Source organism: Deinococcus aquatilis DSM 23025 (genome assembly GCF_000378445.1).
Classification (GTDB): Bacteria; Deinococcota; Deinococci; order Deinococcales; family Deinococcaceae; genus Deinococcus; species Deinococcus aquatilis.
Genome location: NZ_KB899722.1, coordinates 1 through 25,047, shown reverse-complemented (window position 1 = coordinate 25,047; position 25,047 = coordinate 1). Strand labels below are relative to the sequence as shown.

Genomic DNA, 25,047 nt, shown 5'->3' with positions numbered 1-25,047 from the left:
AAACTAAGGTGGGGTCAGAAATTGGCGGGGCAGGCCGGATCGGACGGGTCAGGGAGCGCGGCGCTGGTTCATCAGGCGTGTGCTGGCGCTGTTGCTGCCGCCGCACACCGACGATTCGGTCAGGTGCTGCCTCTGAACGCTGTGTGTATGAACCGTCATTCCCTCACCCGACCCGTGTTCCCTTCTGAATGTGGCTGCGACTTGTCTGACTGCTTGAGGCCCCCAGCCTAGCAGACCCACCTAACGCCCGTTTGGGGAGGTGGGACGGTGCAGTCCACCATCACTTCCCCACCTCCCACAAACGAAAAAACCGCCGCCCCTGAATTCAGGAAGGCGGCGGTGAGGTGGATTAAAGGCTTATCGGCGCGTAATGGTCACGTCGAAGCGGTTGCCACGCTGCTTCACTTCAAGGCTGGCCGTTCCCCGGCGGCCCTGAAATTCGCTGCGGATATGGTTTCCGGTCTGACGGCTGCTGATCAGCGTCAGGCCTTCATTGCGCAGGCGGTTCACGTATTCGTTGTTCACGTCGGCCAGCGAGCGGTTGCTGCTGAAGCTGCTGCGCGTCACGCCCACGGTGTAGCCGGGCTGCACAGGCTGGACGGGAATGGGGCGCACAGGAGCGGGCTGCACGGGCTGAACAGGAACGGGGCGCACGGGGGCCACGTTGCCCTGAGCCACGTTATAGAAGGCGGTGGCCGAATCCCAGGTGTTCTGGGGCACGGGGTTCACCACGATGCTGAGGGCCTGCGCCAGACGCTCCGGTCCCTGCGCGGTGGGGCTGACGGGCGCGAAGCTGTTCTGGCCTGCCCGCACCTTGGCGATCTGATCGATGTTCAGGGCAGTGCGGCTGGCAACGGCCAACACTTTGTTCAGGCCGTAAGGAGCGGCGATGGTGAAGGTGAAGGCATCACCATTGCTGGGAAACACTTTGACCGTGTTGGCCTTCAGGAAGTTGGCTCCGCCTGCATAGCCGTTGGGCAGGATCAGATCGACCTGGCCCTGCGGATCCACGTTGAACAGGTAGACGTACGAATCCTGAGACACGCTGGTGTACAGGCGAATATTCTCGCCGGGGTAGTAGTTGGGAGTCTGGGTGCCGCTGGCGTCGCGGTCAGTCCAGACGCGCACATTCACGGTGGTAGGCACCGGGTTCACGATGATGCTCTGGGCGCTGATCTGAGGCGCGGCCTCGACATTGCCCAACGATGCGGCAGTGAGGAGTGCACCGAGGGTGACTCCGGCAGTGAGGGTCAACTTGTTCTTCATGGGCCTATCTTGGCGCTCCCGCGTGACTCCGGCCTGACCCGTACAGCGCGGCAACCATGACGCTCTTCTCATACAAACGTCAGGAGCAGCCTTATAACTGACTGATCATTCGTTGTGGCGTAACTCAGCCAACGTTTCCAGTCTTCCAATACTCTAGACTGCATAAGTGACCCGCCATAAAGTCGCCCCTTGCCAGATGGCCTCTGCCGTGGTGAAACCGAAAGGGAGGCTCCTGCGGTGGTCCGCTGCCGCGCTGATCATGACGGTGGGGCTGTCTGCTGTGGGGTCGGTGGCTTTTTCCCAGAACGCTCCTTCGTTGCCTGCCTCCCGTCAGGCGGCGTCCATTCCAGCGCTGCCAAGTACCAATTCCTCACCACTTCCCTTCCGGTATCTGCGCTTTGGCAAGGCCGCTCTGCCTGCCCCCAAACCCGGTGAGCGGGTTATGCTGACGCTGGAGAGTCCGGGCCACAGCCTGAAGCTCACGCGGGGGCAACTGCTGGCGCTTCCCACGATGCGCTACACCACCGAGCAACCCCAATTGCACCGCACCTTCACCTATGAGGGGGTGCCGCTGCGCGATCTGGCACGGTTGGGTGGATTTGTGGGCAAGGATTTGCGCGTGTATGCCAGTAACGGCTTCATGACCGTCATCCGTGCCAGCGACTACCTGAGCACCCCCATGATGCTGGCCTACGTGGCGGGCGGGAAACCCATCTCCGTGCTGGACAAAGGCCCGCTGACGGTGGTTCTTCCGCCAGATGCCACGCAGTTTCCGGCCCGGCTGTATTCACGCTACTGGGTGTGGTACGCCGTCAAAATTTCGCCTGCACCATGAACCGCACCCGGTCTGCACGCAGAGAAAAAGACGTTGCCCGGCCAGAGCGAATGACCCCGACGGTCACTGCGCGGGAAGTGATGTTGGCGGCCCTGCCTGCCCTGCTGACCGTTCTGCTGCTGACTCTGGTCACGCGGCCCGCCTATACCAAGCTGCTGGAAAACGACAACGGGTGGTCGCCCTACGCCTATCAGGCGCTGGTGCAGGACATCCTGGGTTATCAGGTGGCCCGCCTTGATCCGGCCCAGTCGGCTGCCGACCTGCCTGATATTCGTGACCGCGCCCGCTCCAGCGCCCAGAATCCCGGTCAATTCACGGCGCTGCGTAAGGTCGAGAGTTACGGCGATGCGAGGCTGGAAACGGTGAACCGCCTGCTTCGGCAAGACACCTCCGAATCGGTGGCCGCCGCCGGGAAGGAAGCGCTGTTGCTGAATTCTCAGGCCAACAATTTTGGGCAGGAAACGGGCGGCGAGTACTTCAAGGCCTTTTCGGATATGCGCCGCGCCCTGATCGTCACGGCCATCATCACAGGACTGCTGAGTATGCTGCTGACAGGCAGGGCGCTGTGGTTGTGGCGCACCGAGCGCGAGCGCCGCAGCAGACGCGAAGCCCGCCAGCGCGAAGCCCTGAATTTAGCCAGCCATGAACTGCGCCGCCCGCTGCAAAGCCTGATGCTGGCGAGCGATCTGTTGCGGCATGCCGAAACGCCTGAACAGCGTCAACATCTCCTTACCCTGATCGAAGACAGCGCGACCCAACTGGCAAGCCGCGCTGACCTGACGCGCCTGAACGACCTGTATCTGGACGTGACGCTAAAAGTCATGCGGACGGATCTGCGGCCATTGGTGCGCCGCGCTGCCGAAGCTGGGGGCCGCGTCACTGCTCATGTCCCCGACATGCCTTTGGTCTGGCCGGTCGATACCAACCGTACCCGGCAGGTGATCGAAAATCTGGTCGAAAATGCCCTGAAATATACCGACGGCCCAGTCGATCTCACCCTTCGGGAGCAGGGCGGCCAGCCAGAGATCGTCGTGCGCGATTTTGGCCCCGGCATTCCTTCAGAACTGCGCGAGCGAGTATTTTTACCCTACGAACGCGGCCCGCGGGGGCTGACCGAGGGGCATGGGCTGGGGCTGTCTCTGGTGCGCCGCTACGCCCGCGCTCACGGCGGCGACGTGACCCTGCACACCCCCGAAAGCGGCCCAGGAACGCTGGTGCGGGTGCGTTTCGGTACGCCACTCCTGGCCGAGCAGAGAGCATAACGCCGGCATTTTGTGAGTGGTGATCGCCGGAACTCAGAGCTGTGATGTTGGACAGAAAAATCTTAAAACGCGGTCATTCAGAGGTTTTTGACTGGGCACTTCTGGCCTAGGAATGCTCTGAAGCATTTAACAGCACAGTAGCACTGGGAAAACAAGCCGGAAAGCCACTCAGAGTGCCGTTCCCACACCCCACGTCCTCTGAATCTGCCCTAGAGCATTTGTCAGAAAAATGGCGTGTTGTTCTCCATTTTTCTGACCGAGCGGAGCGAGTGAATTTGGCGAGCAGAACGGAGAATGGAGGCGTCGGCGGTGCTGTTGCGGCGAGGCCGTAATTCGGAGAACTGCTCTAGAGCTGTGCAAACACCTGCGTCCAGTACGTCTTGTATTTGGTTCCGGGCCGGGTCACGTAACTCAGGCCGATGAAACTGAAGTTGCCCATGATGTTGTGGCAATGGCCCGGACTGCGGAGCCAGCCGTCCACCACTTCCTCGGGTGAGGTTTGCCCAGCGGCAATATTTTCGGCGCTACTGCGGGGTTTCATGCCGGTGGCCTGCACACGGCGGTAGGGGGTGCTGCCGTCCAGGGCGCTCTGATGATCGAAGTATCCGCCCAGGGCCATGCCTGCCGACTGTGCGGTGGCGGCCAGATCCAACTGCGGATTGCGGGCCAGCGGCGGCAGGGCAGGGCCACCTCCGCGCTGTGTGGCACAGTTCCAGCCGAGTTGCCGTGCGCGGTTGGTCAGGCGCAGCACCTCGGTATCGAAGGGCACGCTGCCTCCCAGCGGAGCCATCGTAAAGTTGAGGCTGCGTTCCAGCATGCCCGCGCTGCCCGGCACGCGCACCGTGACGCGGTGGGGTCCGGCGGCCAGCGCCACTGCTTTTGGTCCCGCCACCTCGCGTCCATCCACCTGAAAACGGGGCGTGCCGGGGCCGTAAACCACGCTGCCTGCCGCACTTACGCGCACCTCGCCCGAACCCAGCAGCAGGGTGACTTCGGCCCGTTCTGCGCCGCTGCTCTGCACGTCCAGCCGCCCGGTGGCCGTACTGACCAGGCGGCCCTCCCCATCCAGAATCTGGGTTCTGACGGTGTAGCTTCCGGCGCGGTAATAGGTGTGCTGCACGTCTGCGCCCGCGCCTTCCTGTCCGTCGCCAAAGTCCCAGGCCACGCGGTAGCCGCCCGGAACGGTGGCTGTCATGGTCACGTCCAGTGGGGCGCGGCCTTCCGCACTTGCGCTCAGGCGCACGCTATAGCTGACGGGGCGCTGCGGCTGGAGTGCCTGCGCTACCGCCGACAGTCCACGGCCTACATCTGTCCACGACACCAAGCTGAGGCCCACCAGCAGCGCGGCCCGGCCCCACTTGGGCTTCATGTTCCCCCTGTTCCCTGCGGTCACCCATTCAGCTTAGAGGCGTGAATCTTAAGACAGCGTGAAGGAATCCACGCACCCCAATGGGGGTACGGTGGGGGTATTGGGTCCCAGGCATGGGAGAGGCCATCAGAAGATTTCCCCTCTGCTCCCAGCCTTCAGACTTCGGCCCATTTGCCGGATTCCCGACTCAATGCCTGCCTTCAATGCACGTCGGCAACGTCGGCCAGCAGTGCGGCCAGCTGCTCTTTGGCCCGGAACACGCGGCTTTTGGCCGTTCCCACCGCCACGCCCTGAATCCGGGCAATTTCATCGTAGGGCAGGTCTTCGACAAAGCGCAGCACGACGGCCTCCCGGTAATCCTCGGGCAGTTGCAGGAGGGCACGCTGCACCCTGTCCTGCGCCTGTGCACTCTCGGCCACCTGGGTGGGGCTGCGTGCCGCGCTGGTGACCTCAAAACCCACGTCCTCGCGGGCTTCTTCCAGGCTGAAGCGCTGCAACTGGCGTCGTCGGTGAGATTCGATCTGGGTGTTGCGGGCCACCTGATACAGCCAGGGCAACACGCGCTCGCCGGGCCGGAAGGTGCGAATGGAGCGCCACGCCCGGTAAAACACTTCCTGCGTCAGGTCGAGGGCGTCTTCACTGTTGCCTTCCAGCCGGTAGAGGTAGCCGTACATCCGGCCCTCGTATTCGGTAACAAAGGCGTGCCACGCAGCTTCCTCGCCCGCCGTGAGTCGTGCCAGCAGTTCCGCAGACAGCAGGTCAGAGGGGGTGGGGGGCGGGGGCGCGACAGGTTCCACGTTGCCTATACCATACTGCCCCGGCACACGTTCTGGCACGCGAATCGGTGGATAGGCCACAATACTCAGCGTTGGGAACGCGCCCGAAGACCCCTCTTTCATTCCGGCTCAGAGACCTGGCCTATCTTCATGACCTGTCCCAACACTCCGGCCCGCCGTGACAGGTCTCTGACAGGCCAGATGCTCTAGCATGCGCCCCCATCCATGCCTGCGCCTGTTCCTGATCCCACGTCTGCCGAGCCAGCCCTCACTGGCGGCCTGCTGGCTTCCCTGTTGCCCGACCTGAGCCTGGGCGCGGTGCTGGGCTTTGCCACCGGCTACGCCCTCAAAAAACTGGGCCGCATCGTGCTGCTGCTGGTCGGCCTGTCGTTCATCCTGTTGCAGGTGCTGTCCTGGTTCGATCTGATCACGGTGCACTGGACACGGGTGCAGGCCCTCAGTGAACCCTGGCTCAGGCAGGGCGGCGAGCAGGGTGCGGCGTGGCTTTCGCGCCTGTTGACCGCCAATCTGCCTTTTGCGGGAGCGTTCACGGCGGCGCTGCTGGTGGGTCTGCGGGCGCGGGGCTGAAGGAAGGGGGCCGCTGAGCGAGGTCCGTATCAGGCGGTGTCGCGCAACATCAGCTTGGGTTCAAAGCGGCGGGCGCGGGCGGGGCCTCGGTGTCCTCCAAGGCGCGAGAGGAGCAACTGGGCGGCCTCATAGCCCATATTTTCTACGGGTTGGTGCAGGGTGGTCAGGCCGCGTGCGGCGGCCCAGGGCTGATCGTCGAAGCCGATGATCCGCACGTCCTGTCCCGGTGTCAGGCCGCGTGCCCGTACCTCGTCCAGCAGTGCTCCCGCCAGCAGATCGGCAGAGGCGAATACGGTGCAGGGCAGGTTGCCTGCTGCCGCGACCTCGTCCAGAAGCGTGCAGGCGCTGTTGCGGGCTGCCAGCGGATCGAACGACGAGGTGTGTTCGCTTGTCACTTCCCGCCCTGCCCCGGCCACCGCCTTCAGGAATCCGGCGCGGCGATCCTCGAAGACACGGGTGGTGAACAACTGATCCAACTCGGTTTCGACCCAGATGGCGTGCAGCGTTCCCGGCAGCGTGGCGGCGTAGTCTCCGGCCAGTTTCCCGCCCGTCACGTTGTCCATATAGGCGCAGTCCACGCCCTCGGCATAGGCATCCACCAGCACGGTGGGCTGCTGCGTTCGCAGGCGGTGCTCATTGAACATCTGCGTGAGGTTGTAGGTCGCCATGACCAACCCATCGGCCTGATACGCCAGCGTATGTGAGCCCAGGTAGCGTTCCAGCCGCGAACGATCCAGCAGCGGAAAAATTGCCACGTCGTACCGCGCTTCCTGAAAAGCCGTTTCCAGGCCGTCCAGCAGGCGCACATAAAATTCAGTGGTGACCACAGGCAGCAGCACGCTGATGGTGTAACTCTTGCCGCCTGCAATGCGCCGGGCGTGAGGGTTGGGCGTGTAATCAAGGTCGGCAATGGCCTTGAGCACGGTGTCGCGGGTCGCGCCGCGCACGGCAGCGTGGTTGTTCAGCACGCGTGACACGGTGCCGACTCCCACACCCGCCTGACGTGCGACATCCTGAATGGTGGGCTTACGCATAGGTATACCGGCCACCATACCGCGTAGCGTGGAACGGGTTCCATAGGCCACGCCGTTTTCTGGATACTGAGTCGTCTAAGCAAGCGGGACAGTGGGCAGAAGATCTGGCCTGCCAGATACTGTCCTGACCGCGTACAGAGACAATGCAGGGACAATTTAGCCCCGCCTCAGCGCCTAAACTGTTTGGTAGTGGCGGCTCTGAGCGGCTTGTTTCCTGCCGTGCATCATCTCTTCCCGGCCCCCACTGGAGTCCTTATGTCATCTTCTCAACCCTCAAATCGACCTGTGCGTCAGCCCACGGCGCTCGCGCTTTCTCTGGCTGCTGCATCCGTGGCGTTCGTGCTGTCGGTGGCCCTGGCGCAAAATACGGCTGCTGCCCAACAGGGCCATATGCCGGGCCATACCATGTCCACCCCCCTGAGCGTGCCGATTGCCGCTCCGGTTGCCACACCCCCAACTGCCACACGTATGGCGGCCCTGCCCCTGACGGCCCAGAACGCCACCATCGTCGCCGTACCGCCGGGCATCACCGAAACCAGCGTGTTCATGACCCTCCGAAATGCGGGCAGCAAACCGGTCATTCTCAGCGGTGTCACGTCCTCTGTGGCGGCCCACGGCATGTTGATGGTTACCCGCCGCGACGCGCAGGGCCGCACCGGAATGTCGGAAACCCGCACCCTGACCGTGCCCGCTGGACGCAGCCTGAGCCTCAGTGCCACCGGAGATCACCTGATGCTGATGGGCCTCAAGCGCCCGCTGAAAGTCGGTGAGCGCTTGCCCCTCACGCTCCGTACCTCGGATGGGCGTAGCCTGAAAGTCACGGCAGTCGTTCGTAAGCCTTGAGAGAGGGTTTCCAGGGAGTTTCTCAGGCACGTTCAGCACGCTTATTCGCTGTGTTCGCGCTGTTCTCCCTGCTTTCTACTGAGTTTCCACTGATCATTCACGGCTGATCCATCCCGTCTGTCCATTGCCAGAACGCTGCACCAAGCTCACTCCAGAGGCTCTGCCCATGACCGACCAAAGCGCCCAACCCGCCGCCAGCACCGCCGAATCCCCCAAAGATGTTGCCGGACGGCCCTGGTATGTATCTGCAATTCTGGCCGTGTGCGCCATCACGCTGGTGCTGGGCGGCGCGTGGATCTTTGCGCGGATTCGCAGCCCGTTTCCGTTTTACGGCACGGCTTACGACACACCTGTGCAGGCCGCCGCCTTTGCGGGAACGGATCAGGATGGCCGCGCCTTCGCCTTCAGTCCGGCCACTGACGGGCGGGTCACGGCGCTGTTTTTCGGCTTCACGCATTGCCCCAACATCTGCCCGCTATCTCTGGCGTACCTCGACAAAGTGCGCCTGAGCCTCACGCCCGCCGAGCAGGCCCGCTTCCGGGTGTTGCTGGTCAGCGTGGACCCGGCCCGCGATACCACCGAGCGGCTGCGCGAGTACGTCACATTTTTCGGCAAGGCGCAGGGCGTCCGGATTCCTGAACCTGCCCTGAGCCGGGTGGCACGGGACTACGGGGCCAGTTATGAGAAGGCCGACATCAAGAGTGCCAGCGAGTACCAGATCAACCACACCACCGCCACCTACCTGATCGACGCGGCGGGCCGCCTGCGCGTGATCTGGGATTACACCCAGTTGCCGCAGATAGAGCGCGTGGCCGCAGACGTGCGCTACGTGCTGGGCAGTGCGGCTCAGGCCGGAACGCCGAACCGGGCTGAACCGTTGGCCCAAGCTGGAGCACACCAGACCGGAGAACAGCCATGACCGCCCCCATCCTTCCCGCCTCCGAGGTGGCTGCCAACCTGAATCCCACGCTGGCCGATCTGCTGGCCCTGCGCCCCGATCCGCTGATGCTGATTCCGGCGCTGATCGTGGCGGCGCTGTATTTCTGGCGGTACGTGCAGGCGCGGCGCACCCCGGAAGGCCGTCAGCGCTGGCCGATCTGGAAGGCCATCTTGTTTGGCCTCGGCATGGTGCTGCTGCTGCTGACCACCCAGAGCCGCGCCGCTGGCCTGACCTCGGGCAGCATGGCGCTCTACATGGGCCGCCTGATGGTGCTGGCCGAAGTCGTGCCGCCGCTGCTGATGCTGGGCATTCCGTGGAACGTGAAACTGGACGCCCGCCGGGGCCTGGGCCGCGTGCTGGGCGTGCTGCTTGATCCGTGGGTGGCGCTGGGCGTATGGGCGGCGGTCATCATCTTCTGGAATGTTCCCGCCGGATTCAACGCTTCTGTCGTCACCAATACGGCGGCGGCCCTGCTGCCCGCACTGTACCTCCTGAGCAGCCTGATGGTCTGGGCCGTGGTGCTGCGGCCCCTGCCCGCCGTGCAGCCCGCCACCATCGGTTCCCGTGGCTGGTTTGGCCTGCTGGCTGCCCTGCCCATGATGACGGTGGGCATGGTCTGGCTGTATTCGCCGGAGGTGCTGTACACGCCCTACGTCAATGCCCTGTGCCTCTGGAATCTGACCCCACTGGACAATCAGCAACTCAGCGGCTGGATCATGATGTTGGCCGGACTGCCCGCCCTGGCGCTGGCCTTTATCCAGTTGTTTGCCTGGCTGATTGCGCTGGCCGATGGCGGGGTGCAGCGGGAATAGGGGGACTTATTGATTCTTGTGTGGCTCAGCAACGCCCAACCCCCCAGTCGGCTTCGCCGCCAGCCCCCCTTAAAGGGGAGCGCAACAGCCCTTGTCCTCCCCTTTAAGGGGGGGCGTTGCGTCAGCAACGGGGGGGTTGTCTGGCCCAGCCTTCAAGGTGTTGCCAACCTCCACAAGAATCAATAGGTGGGCTGGTTTCATTCTTATGTTTGCCCCCCTACGTCATCAGTCCCACTTCCCGCACCGCCTGATAGCTGCCTGTATCCAGCAACTCCCGCAGCACGCGCACGGTTTCTTCTATCTCGGCTTCGGTGGTGTAGAGGGCTACGGGTGCGAGACGCAGAATGTCCGGCTGGCGGAAATCGGGGATGATGCCGCGTTCACGCAGGGCCACACTGAGGGCGAGGGCGTCGGGGTGGGCCAGCGCCACATGGCCACCGCGCTGGGCATGCTCGCGGGGCGTGACCATCTGAAATTCGGGCAGATGCTGGTCGGCAAGGGCGATCAGGTGGTCGGTCAGGGCAAGGCTGCGGGTACGAACATCTGCCATGTCTACGCCCGCGAAGACTTCCAGCGCTCCTTCCAGCCCAGCCAGCGCCAGCACAGGCGGCGTGCCCAACTGGTACGCGCCCGCGCCCGCCGCAGGCCGGAAGGCATGGGCCATCTCGAACTGGGTGGTCTTGTCGTGGCCCCACCAGCCGCGCAGGGCGGGCATGCGGTGGTGGTGGCGTTCGTGCAGGAACAGCCCGCCGGGTGCGCCGGGGCCAGCATTCACGTACTTGTAATGGCACCACACCGCAAAATCTGCGCCGCTGCCGTGCAGGTCATGCGGCAGGCTGCCTGCCGAGTGCGCCGCGTCCCAGCCGATCAGAATGCCGCGTGCCTGCGCCGCTGCGGTCAGGCCCGCAATATCCAGCAGTTGGCCGCTGCGGTACAGCACGGTGGGCAGCAGCACCACGGCCACATCGTCGGTCAGGGTCGCCAGAATGTCTTCGGTGGTCAGTGTCCTGCCGTCATGGCTGGGAATCAGCCGGAGTTCTGCGCCATGCATGTCGGCCCAGCTCTGCATCGCGTACACGTCGGAAGGAAAATCCAGCGACGTTGCCACCAGATGCCGCCGCACGTCGGAGGGCTGCGGGTGGTACAGGGTTGCCATCAGGGAATGCAGGTTGGAGGTGATGCTGCCCGTCGCCATGACCTCGTGTGGCAACGCCCCCACCAGCCGCGCCACTCCCGGCGACAGGCTTTCGGCCAGCCCAAACCACTTTTCCCAGCCATGTACAGAATCGTGTTGCCAGTCGTCCAGGCGGCGTAATACCGCTGCCCGCGCCGCGTGGGGCATGACGCCCAGGCTGTTGCCGTCCATGTAGATGCCGGGGGGCATCGCAAAAAGTTCGCGTCTCATCGGAGTTCCATAAGAGCAGGTTTGAGGTGAACGGGTGGGGTGCTCTGTTTGGTTGTCGGCACGGTCATTCTCCCAGTCCAGCCAGCGCCGCAGTCTCCAGTTCCGTCGGTTCCAACGCAGCCAGAGTTCCGGCAGGCAGCAGCACGGCGCGGGCGGGTGCGCCGTCTACACCGATGTGATTTCCGGCGGCGTCCGGGCCACCTGCCAGCGGCATCGGCAGGCACATCAGGTCATATTCTCCGTCCGGCACGCTGCTGAGGTTCAGTCCCTCCAGAATCAGGATGCCCGCCGCAAAGCAGGCGGCGTGGGCGTCCAGCGTCTTGCTGGTCAGAGGGTCCACACTGGGGCTGTCGGTGCCGATCAGCGTCACGCCGCGCCGCCCGAGTTCCGCGATGAGGTCGGGATGCAGCGCCGTAAAATCCTCGGGAAAGGCGTCCCAGTGGGCAGGCTGCCCGGTATGCAGCAGCACGCGGGGCGGCAGTTGCTCGGGCAGTCCCGTGAGGGCTTCTGGCCCCACCCGCGCAGGACTGCCCACGCCCTGCACCCGGATCACGCGGCAACGGCCCACATAGCGGCTCAGCGGCACGGCGTCCAGCTTTTCGGCGTGGTCGGCATAGTGCCAGGGCGCGTCTACGTGGGTTCCGGTGTGGGTACTCAGGGCCAGTTCGCCCGTGTTCACGCTGTCGCCTGCGGCCATACGTGCGCGGGGATGGAGCATGAATTCGGGGTCGCCGGGCCAGCTCGGATGGCCGGGGGTCAGGGCGCGGGAGATGTCTTGCAAAAGCGCGGGCACAGTGGACATGTCCTCACCATAAACCGCCGGGGCCGGGTGGAGGAGCCGCGCCGCTGAAGCCTGATTTGCACCGGGTTCAGACAGTCGCCTGACCCGGCCGACGAGTCCTGGTAGAAAAAGCCCGTGCCAGTAGGCATTTCTCTGAGTTTCAGCTCAGAAGACGCTCCGCCGCCCCCCTCCCTGGTCTGCTGACCAATGAGTTTTTTCGCGTCCTGCTTGCGCCCTCTCCTGGCTTGGTCAAGAATGCCCGTATGAGAGGGATTCGCTTCACTTCAATGCCCCTGGGCCACCGCTGATCCCATGAGACTGATCCCATGGGACTGCTGACATGAGACTGCGGACGCTGGGAACCTTGGCCGTGGAGGGAGCCGCCCTGAAACGCGAAAAGGTGTTGCTGCTGCTGGCGTATCTGTGTCTGGAAGGGCCGCAGCCTCGCCGCCGCCTGGCCGATTTATTTTGGCCCGAGGCCGCCAACCCCATGAACAGCCTCGCGCAACATCTGGTGCATCTGCGGACGTTGCCGGGGGCGCTGCACGAGGAGGGCAGCCGCGTGGAAGCGGCCCTGCCCTGCGACGCCGTGCTGATGCGTGCGGCAGCCGCCAGCGGTCAACAGGAACAGGCGGCGGCTCTGTACGGCGGCCCCTTCCTGGACAGCCTGACCATTCCGCTGGGGGCAGACCTCGAAGAATGGGTTTTCGATACCCGTGAGGCACTGGCGCTGGACCTGCGCTCAGCGCTGTTGACCTTGGGCGGGCAGGCGGCGGCGCGGGGCAACTCCGCAGAAGCCGGAGCCTTGGCCGCCCGCGCCCTGATGCTGCCCGGTGCGCCTCCACCCGACGAAACCGAATTGCCCCGGCTGTATCACCTGCTGAACCTGAGTGCCCACCCGCTGGCCGCACAGGTCGAGCGCGACGCCCGGACGTTGGGAGTTCCGCTGGGAAATCCAGACTCTCGCCTGTGGAGCGTTGCCGCGCCGTTTGTGGGCCGCGCCGCCGAACTGGGCCATCTGGCCGCCCTGCCCCCCGGCAGCTTTGCTTGGATCAGCGGCCCCGGCGGCATGGGCAAAACCGCGCTGCTGGACGCCCTGAGGCGGGCCGGGGGCTGGCAGATTCTGTCGGGAAGCCCCGAGCCTTACGCCACGCTCGCGCCCCTGCTGCCGCACCCGGTCAGGACGATTCAAGAGGCCCTGAGCGTGTTCAGAACTGCTCGGCTCAAAGTTGCCATCGACGATTGGGAAAGTGTAGACACGGCCACCCGCGAGGTCCTGACCGTGGCAGCGCGGCAGGCCGTTTCGCCGGAACTGGGCGGGGCCGTGATCGTGGTCACGTCGCGCCGTCATCCCCCCTTCGAGGTTCGGACGCATCTGAGATTGGGGCTGCTGGAGAGCACCGATATAGCGCAGCCGGGGCTACACGCCCTCACCGACGGCCACCCGACTCTGGTGGGCGCGGCCCTGCGTGGGCAACCGCTGGAGCTGGGGCAGGGAGCCAAAGTGCGTGCCCTGCCCCCCGAACTGCGCGACACCTTTTTGCTGCTGGCCCTGCAAGACGATCCCGATCTGCGGGCCACCCGCGCCGCCCTGAACCTGCCCGCCGATGCTTTTGCCCGCCTCCTCTCGGCGCTGACAGTGGAAGGGCTGACCAGCGAAACGGGCCGGGTGTATGCCGCTGCCGCCATTCGGCAATATCTGTCGGCCATCTACGTGCAGGCTCAGTTGCTGCATTTGCGTCTGGCCCGTGCCCTGCCGCCCGAAACGGCCTGGCCGCACTACGCCGCCGCCCGCGACCTGTGGGAAGGAGCCGACGAAGTGCGGATCGCTGCGGTGGCCGCTGCCCGTGCCGAAGTGCTGATCCGGCGGGGCCACCCCGGAGAAGCCCGCGCCCTGCTGGACAGCCTTCCGGCCTGGCCCGAACTGGGGGTGCCGCACGCCTGGGCGCTGCTGGGGGCGGGCCAGTATGCCGATGCCCTGAAGCGGCTGGACGCCCTCACGACGCCTTACGCCGACGCGCCTGCCACCCTCGCCGCCCGCGCCACCGCGCTGGTTCGCATGGGCCGCCATGCCGAGGCCACCGCGCTGGCGGGCCGCGTCACCGGTACGGGCGCAGAGGGAGCGCAGGCTGCCAGCGTGCTGGCCCACGCCGCCCGTATCCGGGAACAGTGGGAAGAAGCCCGCCGCTATAGCCGCATCGCCGCCGACCTGTGGCAACTGAACGGCGACGAAGAGAAGCACCTCAGTGAGTTGGGCTTTGTGGCACTGGCCCGCGTGCGCCTCGGCGCGGCCCCCGCCGAAGCCTTTGGCCCCCTGCTGGAACGTGCCAGAGGGCTACCCAGCGTGCGCGGCACCATGCTGGTGAACTACGCCCAGATGCTGGGGCAGCATGACCAATGGGAACAGGCCGAAGCAGCCTTGCGGGAAGCTGTGGAAGAACTGACGCTTGCCGGAGATACCCTGGGTCTGGCTCAGACACTGATCAATCTGGGGGTCAGGTTACATTTGCAGGGCAATCTGAAAGCGGCGGCTGAGCTGTACAAGCAGGCCATAACGCGTCTTAAGGGCACCGGCAGCATCCGCACACTGGGGTTGGCCCTCAGCAATCTCAGCGAAATAGAAGGCGACCTCAGCGCCTTCGAGGACGTGATGGAGATGCTGGAGCGGGCCGGACAGCATGAACTCGTGGCCTCTATTCGCCGCACTGCACAGGTGGTCTCGCGCTTTCCGCCCAGCTCTTTACAGTCCTGATGGTGCAGCCGTGATCCAGCTTCCCGGTCATGCCCTGATCATGGGTTGAGATTCACACTGTGTACAGAGTTGTCTCCACAGGCTCGCAAGATTCACCCTGCACTCAGGAGGTTCGGCCATGAATCCTGTTTCTCCATACCACCGCAAACTTCAGAGCAAGACGCAGATCGGCACGGCAGCCCTTCCCGCCCCAATTTCGTTCGTGTCGCACGCCTTCATGCTCGTGCTGGTGCTGCTGGCCCTGCTTCTGCTTTCTGCGGCCCACGCACAGAACACGGTGGCGGCCACCATTCCCAGCATCGGCACGGTGTTTCCCGGCACGGCGGCCCCCGGCGAGCGCGTGTGGATTCCGAGGCCGACCCGCCTGACCGAGCGCGATACGCTGTGGGTCGGTGGGCGTCCTGCCACACTGAGCCGCGATGCAGTATCGGGCTGGCTGGCCTTTGAGGTGCCCAAAGAGGCGGCGGGTGGCCCCCAATGGCTGGGTGTAAATGCTCCGGCGCGGCAGGGCGGAGCTGTTCTGAATGTTTTGCCCGCTGAAGCGGCGGCGGGCGACGTGGTGGTCTATGTCAATCCAGCCGCCGGGAACGGGATTCGTAGCGGTTTCAATGAGCGCCTCAAGCGTGTTCAGGTGGCCTGCCAGCGAGCTTGCCCCGCCGAACTGACCGATACGCTGAGCCGGTTGTCGGCGCTGACCTTGCCTGCCTTACAGCCGTTGGGTGGGCAGTCTGCCGGAACGGTGCGCCCCTCGCCCGCAGCAGTGCCCCTGCCTCCGGTGCGGATCAATCCGGGTGCGGTGACTGTGGGCGTGCCTGCCCGCGACCTCCAACAACTGAGAATCCAGAATCTGACGCTTCCTCCCCTAAGCAGCGCCGCTGTAGTGGCTGCCCGCAGCAGCAGCTTTTGCAATTGGCTGGGCACCACCCTGCCAACCTCCGGCTTACCAAGCGGGCGCGTGCTGGCCTTCCTGGGCGCTCTGTTCGGAGATGATCTGCAAGTCGATCCCGCCACAGGTTCTCACCCGACCCAGGCAGACGTCCCCTACCAGAACGAACGTCCGGGCACGGTGCTGGAAAAGCTGATCGGCGCAGGCGCAGGCACGGGCAAAGGCGTGACTATTCACATCCTCGACACGGCCAGCGGCGCAGGCAGCCGCGTGTCCGACCCGTTTGTGATGGGCCAGCCGATCAACTATTACAACCAGATCTATCCGGGCGTGTCGGGTCACGGCAGCGTGGCGGGTCAGATCGCGCAGACGGTGGCCCCCGGCGCGGCGCTGCGTTATCAGGCGGTGTGTGATGGTGCGGGCAACTGCTCGACCCTCAAGACCGTGCAGGCGCTGTGTGCGGTGGCTTCTGCGGCGCGGCAGGGCGGGCGGCATGTGGTCAATTTCAGCCTGGGTGGCCCGGTGCCGCTGGTTGGGTTACGGCTGGCCCTGCAAGAAGTGGCCTCCCTGGGCGTGCCCACTGCCGCCTCTTACGGCAATACCGACGACTGCGAAGGTCTGATTCCCGGAGATCGCTGCTGGCACTATCCCGCCGACTGGCACGCCGAATTCTCGGTGCCCGGTTTGCCCAGTCTGGTCGCGCAGCCCCGCCCCACCATGCTCCTCAGCGTGGCAGGCTGGGACATCGGCACTCAGGAGATGGCGACCTACAACCGCGCCATGCGCCTCAAAGGAGTGACTGCGCCGCCGCCCAGCGTGCAGGCTCCGGGCGAATTCTGGTTTGGCGGGCAGCCCTATTTCGGCACGTCTTTCGCGGCTCCGGTGGTGGCAGGCGGGCTGGCCCTCTGGGAGCAGTGCAAACCTGGCGTGCCCTTTTTGCCGCTGGTGCTGACGCCGGGCGTGGCCCCGCTGAATCTGGCGGCACTGGGAGGCTGCCCGTAACCTGTTGCTGATTCCTGTTGGGCTGAGCAAGGTTCCGGGGCCGTACAACCCTCCTTGAAGGAGAGCGCAACAGCCCTTGTCCTCCCCTTAAGGGGGGGCGTTGCGTCAGCAACGGGGGGGTTTAGCCTTCAAGGTGTTGCCACTCTCCGCAAGAATCAAGAGTGAAAAAGAAACCCACCCACAACAAAGCCGCCCCTATGCACAAGGGGCGGCTTTGTTTAATTTTGTTTGAACACTGCTGCTGGGGTTACACGCTGATTTCGGCAAACCTTGCGTTTTCGCGGATGAATTCCTTGCGGGGCGCAACGTCGGTGCCCATCAGGGAATCGAACACTTCGTTGGCAACGATCAGGTCCTCGATGTTCACGCGCTTCAGCACGCGCAGTTCGGGATTCATGGTGGTTTCCCAGAGCTGGTCGGCGTTCATCTCGCCCAGTCCCTTGAATCGCTGAATCTCGTACTTCTTGCCTTCCTTGTTGGCGCGGGCCACATGCTGCTTCAAGGTTTCTTCGTCGTACAGGTACGTGCCCTTCTTCTCGCGGCCCAGCGTAAAGCGGTACAGGGGCGGCTGGGCAATGTACAGGTGGCCCTGTTCGACCACGGGGCGCATGTACCGGAAGAAGAAGGTCAGCAGCAGCGTGGTGATGTGCCCGCCGTCCATGTCGGCATCGGTCATGATCACGACTTTGTGGTATCGCAGGTTGCTGAGGTCGAAGTGCATCCGGTCTCCCGTGCCCTCCACACCCGCACCGATGGCCCCGATCAGCGCCCGGATTTCGGCGTTTTTCAGGATCTTGTTCAGTTCGGATTTCTCGACGTTCAGGATTTTGCCGCGCAGGGGCAAGATGGCTTGAAAGCGGCGCTCGCGGCCACCCTTGGCGCTGCCGCCTGCCGAGTTACCTTCCACGATAAACAGCTCGGATTCGGCGGGGTCCTGCGAGGAGCAGTCGGCCAGCTTACCGGGCAGGTCGTCGTTTTCCAGCGGGTTGCTGCGGCGCACGATGTCGCGGGCCTTGCGGGCGGCTTCACGGGCGCGGGCAGCCTCGGCGGCCTTCTCCACGATGGTCTTGCCGATCTTGGGGTTTTCTTCGAGGAACTCTGCGAACTTCTCGCCCACGATGGCGTTCACGGCGGTCTGGGCCTCGCTGTTCAGCAACTTCACCTTGGCCTGAGACTCGAACTGAGGCTCGCCCAATTTGACGCTGACCACGCAGTAGATCCCTTCCAGCAGGTCGTCTCCGGTGGGAACCGGGTTGCCGTTCTTGATCAGGTTCTTGTCGCGGGCATACTTGTTCAGAATGCGCGTGTAGGCCGTCTTCAGTCCGGTCAGGGGCGTGCCGCCGTCGCGGGTGCGGATCATGTTGGCGTAGGTCAGGATGTTGTCGGAGTTGTAGGTATTGGCGTGAATAAACGCCACCTCCACTTCCACATCGCTGTGGGTGCCGCGCATGACGATGGGCTGGTCGTACAGCAGCTTGCTGTCGTCGGTCACGAGGGCGCGGGCAAAATTGGCGATGCCGCCCTGCTCGTAGAAGGTTTCTTCCTTCACGTCGCCCGCGTGCAGCTCGGTGCGCTCGTCGCGGATCACGATTTTCAGGCCGGTCAGGTAGGCCAGTTCGCGCAGGCGGCGGCGGATGCGGTCATAGTCGAACAGGTTGGCAAATTCGCTGAACACGTCGGCGTCGGGGTGAAAGCTGACCTGCGTGGCCCAGGTCACGTCGGCGGGGGTGTCGCCCAGCACTTCCAGCGGAGTCACCACGTCGCCGCGTTCAAAGCGGATGTGGTGCAGTTGGCCGTCCTTGTTCACGGTCACGTCGAGGTAGGAGCTGAGCGCGTTCACCACGCTGGAGCCTACGCCGTGCAGCCCGCCGGACACCTTATACGCGCCCTGCCCGAACTTGCCTCCCGCGTGCAGCTCCGTAAAGATCACTTCGATGGCCGAGCGGCCCTCACTTTTCATGATGTCCACGGGAATGCCGCGTCCGTTGTCGGTCACGGTGGCGCTGCCGTCGGCGTGCATGATCACGTGAACTTCATTGGCAAAACCCGCCAGACCTTCGTCGATGGCGTTGTCGATGATTTCGGTCAGCAACTGGTGGTAGCCGTCGATGCCCGTGCCGCCCTGCACGTACATGCCGGGGCGTTTGCGAACGGCTTCAAGGCCCTTGAGGATAGAGATATCGGCGGCGGTGTAGCTTCCGCTGGGGCCGCCCGCCACGGTGCTCTCGGACACGTTGCTCTTGGACACGGTGCCCTCGGAGGCGGGGGTTTCAGGCTGGGCATTCTCGGTGGCGCTGTCGTCTAGCACGGCATCCATAGCTTTGGGTTTAATGGTCGTCATGTTCCTCCTGATCGGCCCACGTGGGGCGTCTCGCTGGTTCTGGCTGATGAATATAGAAAGCAGGGGGAGCCAGAGGTGGAAAGGTAGGGTGGAGAAGTGGAGTGAGGTGGCACGCAATGCGCCCCCATCAGTCTGCTCAGTATACTCCCTTTGCTGAAATGGGTCAAATAAATTATGTTATAAGCGTAATATATGATCAGTCTTCTTGAGCAGCGGCGCAGGTAGAAAATCCGTCCCAGCGCCCTTCTGCTTGCTTCTAATTTTCAGTGCCGGGGTCAGGGTTGCATGTTGGGCCTCTGTAGGGGTCAGAATGGGCACGCGATGCGCCGCGTTTCTCTCACCCTCCTTTGCCTGACCGGTTCTCTGTCTGTGGCCCGTGCAGCCACGCCGAGTCTGCCCAATCCCGCCGCCGCTCCTGTCTGCGCCCTGCCCACCGGGCCACTGCCCACCCAGACGCGGGCCGTGTTTCTGCTGGATACCAGCGGCAGTATGCGCGGTATCGGCGACGGTCAGGCCGATATTTTTGAGCGGGTCAAGGTCAGTATCAATGTCTATGTGCGGGCCGAGCAGCCTGACCACGTTGACCTCGTGACCTTCGACAGTGGTGTGCGAACGCAGCGCGGATACGATCTGCCGGGAGCCGCCGGACGTTTCAACGGCGACCTGGCCGCCCTGCGTGCCGATGGGCGCAATACGTATCTGTACCGCAGTTTGCAGGCGGCCTTGACCCCGCTGACGGGTGCGGACCGCTACCTGACCCGCGTGTTCGTGCTGACCGATGGCATCGACAACGACAGCAGCCGCGCCGCCACAGCCCAGAGCGCGTTGGCGGCTTTTACCGGGCGTGGCCAACTGGATACCCTGCATTACGTGGCGCTGGGGGCTACCGTGCCTGCCGACGCTGCCCGTGCTCTGGCGGCCAGTGCCTATGCCGATACCCAGACCGTGCCTGTCGGAGAGGTGCCCGACCTGACACTGGTTGCCGCAGGCGACGGCCTGAGAACCGTGACCGACGTGGGCAAGGTGTCGGCCCCCTACCCGGACGGCACACCGCTGGCCCTGTCTTCCGGCACCACTGGCGTGACCTTGGCGCAGGCCACCGCACAGGGCGGCCTCACCCGCCTGAGTGTGCCCCCGCGTTTGCCGCACGGCACGGCGGCCCTGTTGTGTGCCCCGTCTGCCCGCGCCGACGCTCCGGCCCGCCGCGTGCTGCTGCGCCTGAATATCGGCACTGATCCGGCGCTGAGTTGGCTCAATCCTGCCGCTGACCGCACCCTCGCAGCAGGCGAAACAGTGAACCTGCGCTACCGGGCTGCCCCCGACCTGAATCTGGACGGTGCGGCAGTGGAGGGCCTGAACGGCACACTGTTGGAAGGCGTGTTGGAACATCAACCCGGCAGCCGGGAATTCACGGTGCGCCTCACCAACAGAGGGGTACAGCCGGGCCGAATCCTGAGTCCCAGTCTGGCCCTGGCAGGCGGGCGGCGGCTGGCCCTCCCCATTATCACAGGGGATGAGGGTGGACGCGTGGTGGCTGCTGTCAACCCGGTGGGGTCTGCGGCCACCGCCACGCCTGCCAGCCCTGTTTCCAGTGGCCCTGTCTCCGGTGACTCGGGGCGCTCCGCTGCTGGACTTCTGGCCGCTGGGTTGTTGGGCGGGGCGGCCTTGCTGGGTCTGCTGTTCGTGTTCTGGCGCAGAAGGCGGGGCCGCCGCGTGGTGCCTGCCGCTCCCGTGTCGGCCCCACCGCCTGCCGTAGAGGGGCTGGAATACCGCGAAGACCGCACGCTGGCCCTCGTGACCGCCACAGGCGACGTGAGCAGCGTGAAGATGCCGCTGGGGGGTGCGTTCGATCTGGGACAGATTGCCAGTGTGCCGCACCTCAGCGGATTCCGGGCCGAACAGCACCGCGACGGCCTCAGCATCATCACTGTGCCTGCTGATCTAGAAGTCAGTCAGGGCGCACGCCTGTTGCAAGCGGGCGACGTGGTGCGCCCTGGCACCCTGCTGGGCGTGGCCGTCGCGCGGCTCTCGCGTGCGCCCCATCCGCCGCTGGGGTCGCTGGTGGGGTTGGGTCTGCCCCTGCGTCTGCTGGCCGACGGCGTCACGCTGCACGTCACCGGGCCATACGGCGACCACGCGTTTACGCTGGGAGCAGGCATCACCGATCTGGGGGCGGCGTTTCAGGCTCCGGCCCTCGCGGGCGTGCGCGTCAGCTCCAGCGGCCCGCGTGTGCTGCTGGCCGACGTGCCCAGCCACCTGAGGCTCCACCGCTCCGAAGACGCTGCCCCCCTGCGCCCCGGCACCTACCTGCCCCCGGCATCGGAACTGACGTTTTCGAATGACTGACCAGGAACAGAAATTGATGAGGAGTAGGGGAGGCAAGGGCGCTTTGGCCCCCTGCCCCTATGTCCCGACCCAGGCGCGTTAGGCTAGCGCCATGGAGTTGCTGCAAGCGGTTCACGGATATCAGTTCTTTGGTGCGTGGGCCAAGCTGACGCCCACGCCTTACGCGTTGGTCACGTTGGTGCTGTTCGTCTGGAGTATCTTTCCGGCCATCAGAGGCGCGGTGCATTCCAGTTTCACTGCCGGGTTGCGGGTGACCTGGTTCTTTACGCTGCTGCCTGCGGTCACGGGGATACTGCTGGCCCTGAACGGCCTCAAGGTTCCCAGCGCCACTGCCGCTGCGGGAGGACTCACCAAATACGGCTTTGAACCCGACCCTAGCCGTAACTGGGAACACTGGATGTACAGCCTGTTTGCCCTGATGAGCCTGTATGTCCTGGAAATTCTGGTGCGCGGCAAGCTGATCGAACACCGCGTAGGGCTGCGCTTTTTGCCGGTGGTCACGTTATTTCTGTACGGTGTGGCGTATATGGTAGGCCGCGTGGCGGTCTTGCCGGGCAGCACGCCGGGTACCTGAGGTTTTCGCCGCCTGGAGGTTCCAGCGCCCCCAGCCCTTCTTCCTCACTCTGCGTCAGCTTCGGCTCACCCGCTGCCGGGGCTGGCATGCTCAGCTAGGGGCGATGGTACCCCGTGTCTGTTCCGCTGCTGTATTGGCCCTGATGTTGTTAGGTGGGAGCCTGGCCGCGCCCGCTACCGTGAAGGTCAAGTCTGGAGATACCCTCTTCAGGATCGCCACCCGTGCAGGCCTGAGCGTGGCCCGTCTCAAAACCCTGAACGGCCTGACGACGAATACCATCCGGGTCGGCCAGGTGCTGCGCCTGAGTGCGGCTGGGTCTGGCAACAGCCCCGCACCCACACCGCGCAGTTCAGTTTCTGGCGGTCAGGGCGTGTACACGGTCAAATCCGGCGATTCTCTGAGCAAGGTGGCCGCCCGCTACGGCGTCAGCGTGGGGTCGCTTCAGGTATTCAACGGGCTGCGCGGCAGTGTGATCAAACCGGGTCAGCGGCTGCGGGTGCCGACGCGGGGCACGGGCATAGGCACCGCCCCGGCAGCGGCCCGCCCTGCACCTCGTCCCACCACAGAGGTCCGGATCATCTATACCTACGTGCGGGTTGCCCTGCGCGACACCGCCGACAGCCTCGCTGCCCGCTACCGCACCACGCGCCCCGCCCTGATGAAACTGAACCGCCTGAACGTGAGCACGCGCCTGATGCCGGGGCAAAAGTTGCTGGTGCCTCAGCGGATACCTGTGCCGATTCCGCCCGCTGCACGCGGGGCCGCTGTGACCTTCAAACGCTTCAAGCCGCTGAATATTCCGGTGCAGGTGTTCCGGGTCGATCTGCGCCACCGGGATGTGTTGGTGGCCCCGGTGTTGCCGCGTGCGGGTCTGGGTTACGGAGCGCGGGTGGGCACGCTGGCCCAGCAGAGCGGAGCGCGGGCCGTCATCAACGGCAGCTATTTTCACCCCCAGACCTACGCCCCCGCCGGAGACCTGGTGATGCAGGGCCGCCTGCTGACCTGGGGCCGCATTCCCGCTGCCCTGGCGATCACGCCCGACAACCGCGCCGCCTTCGCCGTCACCACCACCGGACTTCTGGGCCGCCCGCTGGACGCCACCTGGAACGGCATGGAAACGGTGATCGCCACCGGGCCACGCATCCTGCTGGGGGGCCGGGTGCAGACGCGCTATAACGTGGCCTTCCGCGACCCCGCCCTCTTTGGCCGCGCCGCGAGGAGTGCCGTGGGCCTCAGCAGCAACCGCGATCTGGTGTTCGTGTCTACCCACGCCCGCCTGACCACCACCGAAATGGGCAAAGTCATGGCCCGCCTGGGCGTGCGCGACGCCCTGCTCCTGGACGGCGGCAGCAGTACGGGCGTGGCCTGGAACGGCACGGCCATTTTTGACAGCACCCGCAAAGTCAGCTACGGCATCGGCGTATTTACCGATTACACGGGGCGGCGCTACGCCCGGTAACGCATCCCGTACCATGTCCAGATGATCTCTTCCGCTTTCTCTTTTTCCCGCCCGGTGCAGCCATGAGGCCCGAACAGGTTCAGTCTCAGTTGTTGCGCGTGCTCAGCGACGCCATTTCACAGCTCCGTGACCCGCGTGTGCCCATGATCGTGACCGTGGAGCGGGTGGCGGTCACGTCCGATTACGGCATTGCCCGGATCTACGTCAGTTCGCTGAATGCTGACATGCCTGCCCTGCTGGACGCACTGAACCACGCACGCGGCCACCTTCAGCGCGAGGTGACGGCGCAGGTCAAGCTGAGGCGGACGCCCGTGCTGGAATTTCATTCTGCGGCAGACGTGCCCCTCTGATGGTGGTCTGAGATGACCGACGTGCATTCTTCCCAGACCACCAGCATCCAGACCGAAATCCGTGTGCGGTACGCCGAAACTGACGCGATGGCGGTGGCCCATCATGCCAATTACCCGGTCTGGTTCGAGGTGGGCCGCACCGACCTGATGCACGCGCTGGGGCTGCCGTATGCCGAAGTGGAGGCACGCGGCTACTACCTGATGCTCAGCGGCCTGAACGTGCAGTACCGCCGCGCCGCCCGCTACGACGACCGCCTGACCCTCACCACCCACGTGTCGGAAGTCAGGAGCCGCACCCTGAAATTCACCTATCAACTGCACCGGGCCGTGCTTGGAGGCTCTGCCGACCTGCCCGCCGAACTGATCGCCACCGGAGAAACCCAGCACATCGCTACCGACAAGGCCTACCGCCCAGCGCGTCTGCCGGATGAGGTGCTGAAGCTCCTGCAAGGGGGGTAAGGAAGGCAGCAAGCACCTCGACCACCCACCTACACGCCAATGCTCTAGACTGCGCGGCACATGAGTCACCTCTCGCGCACCCTGCCGATCAAGCGCGCCGCACACGTCTATCTGGTGCGCGAAGGCCAATTGCTGCTGGTCGAAGAACGGATGGACGACGGCAGTATCTTTTACGGACTTCCGGGCGGCAAGGCGCAGGCGGGCGAAACGTTGGCCGCTGCCGCCGTGCGTCAAGTGCTGGTGGAAACGGGCCTGACCGTCACCGACCTGATGTTCGTCAGCCTGCTGGAAGGTGAACTGCTGACGGGAACGCGCAACGAGTGCTACGCCACCTTTGCCCGTTTTACCGCCGAGTTTCACGGCGAACTCGATCCCACCGACCCCGAAGTGGTGGGCGTCAAATGGGTTCCTTTCGAGATGGTGGAAGCGTTGGTGCGCTACGGCCCGCCGCCCGAAGTGGAGGAGCGCAATCCGTTGATCTGGCTGCCCACCCAGGACTTCCTGCGCGGCAAGATCCGCAGCTACTACTCTATTTAAGTCGGTCAAAGTTCAGATTGGGTTGAATCGAGCGAAGCAATTCTCGAAAAAGACAAAGAGTCGGGAATGGAACACTTCCGACTCTTTGTCATAGGTCATACGGAATCTGCGATATGGAGATGCAACCTGTGAATTTCTGAGTGCGCAGTAATTAAGCCGAGTCCGCTGAGGGACTGACAAAACAGATGAGAATGCCCCCGTCGGGGCATTCTTGAGCTGCGATGACACAAGAACAACGCACCGATGGGGACGCCGTCATTCTATTCAGCCGGGTCTTCGATCTGCTCCGGTCAGCCCCATGGCGGGACCGCCGACACGCTCTGACGATGGCTTGGATGGTCGTGGGCCTCTTGATGTCGCAGGTTCCACACCCTGCGGCGTGGTGCTCTTTTCGTTGTTTCACGCGCTCGATACGCTCAGAGCCATGAAC

The 25,047-nt window shown here is 64.4% G+C and carries 21 protein-coding genes; 14 read left to right on the top strand and 7 right to left on the bottom strand.

The features are described from left to right. Positions 1-357: 357 nt before the first annotated feature. The gene (locus F561_RS0115125; RefSeq protein WP_019010806.1) at positions 358-1,266 is read right to left on the bottom strand and encodes a DUF4384 domain-containing protein; all 909 of its coding nucleotides are present in this window, start codon (positions 1,264-1,266) and stop codon (positions 358-360) included. A gap of 166 nt (positions 1,267-1,432) precedes the next feature. Between F561_RS0115125 and F561_RS25595 the strand changes: the two genes are divergently transcribed. After that, entirely contained in the window at positions 1,433-2,101 is a 669-nt protein-coding gene (locus F561_RS25595; RefSeq protein ID WP_245556540.1) for a hypothetical protein, read from the top strand. Next, on the top strand, positions 2,068-3,363 hold the full coding sequence (locus tag F561_RS0115115; protein ID WP_245556539.1) for a sensor histidine kinase: 1,296 nt from the start codon (positions 2,068-2,070) through the stop codon (positions 3,361-3,363). The genes F561_RS25595 and F561_RS0115115 overlap by 34 nt, the downstream gene beginning before the upstream one ends. A gap of 346 nt (positions 3,364-3,709) precedes the next feature. Here F561_RS0115115 and F561_RS0115110 read toward each other — a convergent pair whose 3' ends face one another. Beyond that, a complete protein-coding gene (locus tag F561_RS0115110) occupies positions 3,710-4,732 on the bottom strand; it encodes a CAP domain-containing protein (protein ID WP_019010803.1) in 1,023 nt (340 codons plus the stop codon). Positions 4,733-4,932: 200 nt separating this feature from the next. Further along, positions 4,933-5,631, bottom strand: coding sequence for an RNA polymerase sigma factor (locus F561_RS0115105; RefSeq protein ID WP_019010802.1), 699 nt, complete (start codon positions 5,629-5,631; stop codon positions 4,933-4,935). Positions 5,632-5,733: 102 nt separating this feature from the next. Here F561_RS0115105 and F561_RS0115100 point away from each other — a divergent pair, with 102 nt between their 5' ends. After that, a complete protein-coding gene (locus F561_RS0115100) occupies positions 5,734-6,096 on the top strand; it encodes an FUN14 domain-containing protein (protein ID WP_019010801.1) in 363 nt (120 codons plus the stop codon). 29 nt (positions 6,097-6,125) lie between these two features. On the opposite strand, the gene F561_RS0115095 is transcribed toward F561_RS0115100, so the two are convergent. Beyond that, positions 6,126-7,130, bottom strand: a complete 1,005-nt coding sequence (locus F561_RS0115095; protein ID WP_019010800.1) for a LacI family DNA-binding transcriptional regulator — start codon at positions 7,128-7,130, stop codon at positions 6,126-6,128. 285 nt (positions 7,131-7,415) lie between these two features. Between F561_RS0115095 and F561_RS0115090 the strand changes: the two genes are divergently transcribed. From F561_RS0115090 to F561_RS0115080, 3 genes are all read left to right on the top strand, one after another. Beyond that, complete coding sequence (locus F561_RS0115090) at positions 7,416-7,973, top strand: copper chaperone PCu(A)C (protein ID WP_245556538.1); 558 nt, start codon at positions 7,416-7,418, stop codon at positions 7,971-7,973. A gap of 166 nt (positions 7,974-8,139) precedes the next feature. Then, the gene (locus F561_RS0115085) at positions 8,140-8,892 is read left to right on the top strand and encodes an SCO family protein (RefSeq protein WP_019010798.1); all 753 of its coding nucleotides are present in this window, start codon (positions 8,140-8,142) and stop codon (positions 8,890-8,892) included. After that, positions 8,889-9,725, top strand: a complete 837-nt coding sequence (locus F561_RS0115080; protein ID WP_019010797.1) for a cytochrome c oxidase assembly protein — start codon at positions 8,889-8,891, stop codon at positions 9,723-9,725. Before F561_RS0115085 ends, F561_RS0115080 begins: the two co-directional genes overlap by 4 nt. Before the next feature lie 217 nt (positions 9,726-9,942). Here the strand turns inward: F561_RS0115080 and kynU are convergent, their stop codons facing one another. Both kynU and F561_RS25590 read right to left on the bottom strand, forming a co-directional pair. Further along, positions 9,943-11,130: a kynureninase gene (gene kynU / locus F561_RS0115075; protein WP_019010796.1), complete on the bottom strand. Its 1,188-nt coding sequence runs from the start codon at positions 11,128-11,130 to the stop codon at positions 9,943-9,945. A 64-nt stretch (positions 11,131-11,194) separates the two neighbouring features. Next, the gene (locus F561_RS25590; protein WP_019010795.1) at positions 11,195-11,932 is read right to left on the bottom strand and encodes a cyclase family protein; all 738 of its coding nucleotides are present in this window, start codon (positions 11,930-11,932) and stop codon (positions 11,195-11,197) included. Positions 11,933-12,251: 319 nt separating this feature from the next. Here F561_RS25590 and F561_RS27270 point away from each other — a divergent pair, with 319 nt between their 5' ends. Beyond that, entirely contained in the window at positions 12,252-14,663 is a 2,412-nt protein-coding gene (locus F561_RS27270) for a tetratricopeptide repeat protein (RefSeq protein ID WP_019010794.1), read from the top strand. Positions 14,664-14,781: 118 nt separating this feature from the next. Further along, on the top strand, positions 14,782-16,551 hold the full coding sequence (locus F561_RS0115060) for a S8 family serine peptidase (protein WP_019010793.1): 1,770 nt from the start codon (positions 14,782-14,784) through the stop codon (positions 16,549-16,551). A gap of 247 nt (positions 16,552-16,798) precedes the next feature. Here the strand turns inward: F561_RS0115060 and F561_RS0115055 are convergent, their stop codons facing one another. Continuing rightward, positions 16,799-18,892 carry a DNA topoisomerase subunit B gene (locus tag F561_RS0115055; RefSeq protein ID WP_245556537.1) on the bottom strand — a complete coding sequence of 698 codons (2,094 nt, stop codon included), beginning with the start codon at positions 18,890-18,892 and terminating at the stop codon, positions 16,799-16,801. Between the two features lie 321 nt (positions 18,893-19,213). Between F561_RS0115055 and F561_RS0115050 the strand changes: the two genes are divergently transcribed. The 6 genes from F561_RS0115050 to F561_RS0115025 all read left to right on the top strand — a co-directional run bounded on the left by F561_RS0115050 (position 19,214) and on the right by F561_RS0115025 (position 24,617). Continuing rightward, positions 19,214-21,238 carry a vWA domain-containing protein gene (locus F561_RS0115050; RefSeq protein ID WP_019010791.1) on the top strand — a complete coding sequence of 675 codons (2,025 nt, stop codon included), beginning with the start codon at positions 19,214-19,216 and terminating at the stop codon, positions 21,236-21,238. A 91-nt stretch (positions 21,239-21,329) separates the two neighbouring features. Continuing rightward, the gene (locus F561_RS0115045; protein ID WP_019010790.1) at positions 21,330-21,812 is read left to right on the top strand and encodes a hypothetical protein; all 483 of its coding nucleotides are present in this window, start codon (positions 21,330-21,332) and stop codon (positions 21,810-21,812) included. A 142-nt stretch (positions 21,813-21,954) separates the two neighbouring features. Continuing rightward, positions 21,955-23,271, top strand: coding sequence for a LysM peptidoglycan-binding domain-containing protein (locus tag F561_RS0115040; RefSeq protein ID WP_245556536.1), 1,317 nt, complete (start codon positions 21,955-21,957; stop codon positions 23,269-23,271). A 62-nt stretch (positions 23,272-23,333) separates the two neighbouring features. Continuing rightward, positions 23,334-23,621, top strand: a complete 288-nt coding sequence (gene rbfA / locus F561_RS0115035) for a 30S ribosome-binding factor RbfA (RefSeq protein WP_019010788.1) — start codon at positions 23,334-23,336, stop codon at positions 23,619-23,621. A gap of 12 nt (positions 23,622-23,633) precedes the next feature. Next, positions 23,634-24,080 carry an acyl-CoA thioesterase gene (locus F561_RS0115030; protein WP_019010787.1) on the top strand — a complete coding sequence of 149 codons (447 nt, stop codon included), beginning with the start codon at positions 23,634-23,636 and terminating at the stop codon, positions 24,078-24,080. A gap of 60 nt (positions 24,081-24,140) precedes the next feature. Next, a complete protein-coding gene (locus tag F561_RS0115025; protein WP_019010786.1) occupies positions 24,141-24,617 on the top strand; it encodes an NUDIX hydrolase in 477 nt (158 codons plus the stop codon). Positions 24,618-25,047 lie beyond the last annotated feature (430 nt).

Bases quoted from the DNA above. Each gene is read 5' to 3' on its own strand.
- F561_RS0115125 (WP_019010806.1), bottom strand. From the start codon at position 1,266: ATGAAGAACAAGTTGACCCTCACTGCCGGAGTCACCCTCGGTGCACTC.
- F561_RS0115110 (WP_019010803.1), bottom strand. From the start codon at position 4,732: ATGAAGCCCAAGTGGGGCCGGGCCGCGCTGCTGGTGGGCCTCAGCTTG.
- F561_RS0115105 (WP_019010802.1), bottom strand. From the start codon at position 5,631: ATGAAAGAGGGGTCTTCGGGCGCGTTCCCAACGCTGAGTATTGTGGCC.
- F561_RS0115100 (WP_019010801.1), top strand. From the start codon at position 5,734: ATGCCTGCGCCTGTTCCTGATCCCACGTCTGCCGAGCCAGCCCTCACT.
- F561_RS0115095 (WP_019010800.1), bottom strand. From the start codon at position 7,130: ATGCGTAAGCCCACCATTCAGGATGTCGCACGTCAGGCGGGTGTGGGA.
- F561_RS0115085 (WP_019010798.1), top strand. From the start codon at position 8,140: ATGACCGACCAAAGCGCCCAACCCGCCGCCAGCACCGCCGAATCCCCC.
- F561_RS0115080 (WP_019010797.1), top strand. From the start codon at position 8,889: ATGACCGCCCCCATCCTTCCCGCCTCCGAGGTGGCTGCCAACCTGAAT.
- kynU (WP_019010796.1), bottom strand. From the start codon at position 11,130: ATGAGACGCGAACTTTTTGCGATGCCCCCCGGCATCTACATGGACGGC.
- F561_RS25590 (WP_019010795.1), bottom strand. From the start codon at position 11,932: ATGTCCACTGTGCCCGCGCTTTTGCAAGACATCTCCCGCGCCCTGACC.
- F561_RS27270 (WP_019010794.1), top strand. From the start codon at position 12,252: ATGAGACTGCGGACGCTGGGAACCTTGGCCGTGGAGGGAGCCGCCCTG.
- F561_RS0115060 (WP_019010793.1), top strand. From the start codon at position 14,782: ATGAATCCTGTTTCTCCATACCACCGCAAACTTCAGAGCAAGACGCAG.
- F561_RS0115055 (WP_245556537.1), bottom strand. From the start codon at position 18,892: ATGACGACCATTAAACCCAAAGCTATGGATGCCGTGCTAGACGACAGC.
- F561_RS0115050 (WP_019010791.1), top strand. From the start codon at position 19,214: ATGCGCCGCGTTTCTCTCACCCTCCTTTGCCTGACCGGTTCTCTGTCT.
- F561_RS0115045 (WP_019010790.1), top strand. From the start codon at position 21,330: ATGGAGTTGCTGCAAGCGGTTCACGGATATCAGTTCTTTGGTGCGTGG.
- F561_RS0115040 (WP_245556536.1), top strand. From the start codon at position 21,955: ATGTTGTTAGGTGGGAGCCTGGCCGCGCCCGCTACCGTGAAGGTCAAG.
- rbfA (WP_019010788.1), top strand. From the start codon at position 23,334: ATGAGGCCCGAACAGGTTCAGTCTCAGTTGTTGCGCGTGCTCAGCGAC.
- F561_RS0115030 (WP_019010787.1), top strand. From the start codon at position 23,634: ATGACCGACGTGCATTCTTCCCAGACCACCAGCATCCAGACCGAAATC.
- F561_RS0115025 (WP_019010786.1), top strand. From the start codon at position 24,141: ATGAGTCACCTCTCGCGCACCCTGCCGATCAAGCGCGCCGCACACGTC.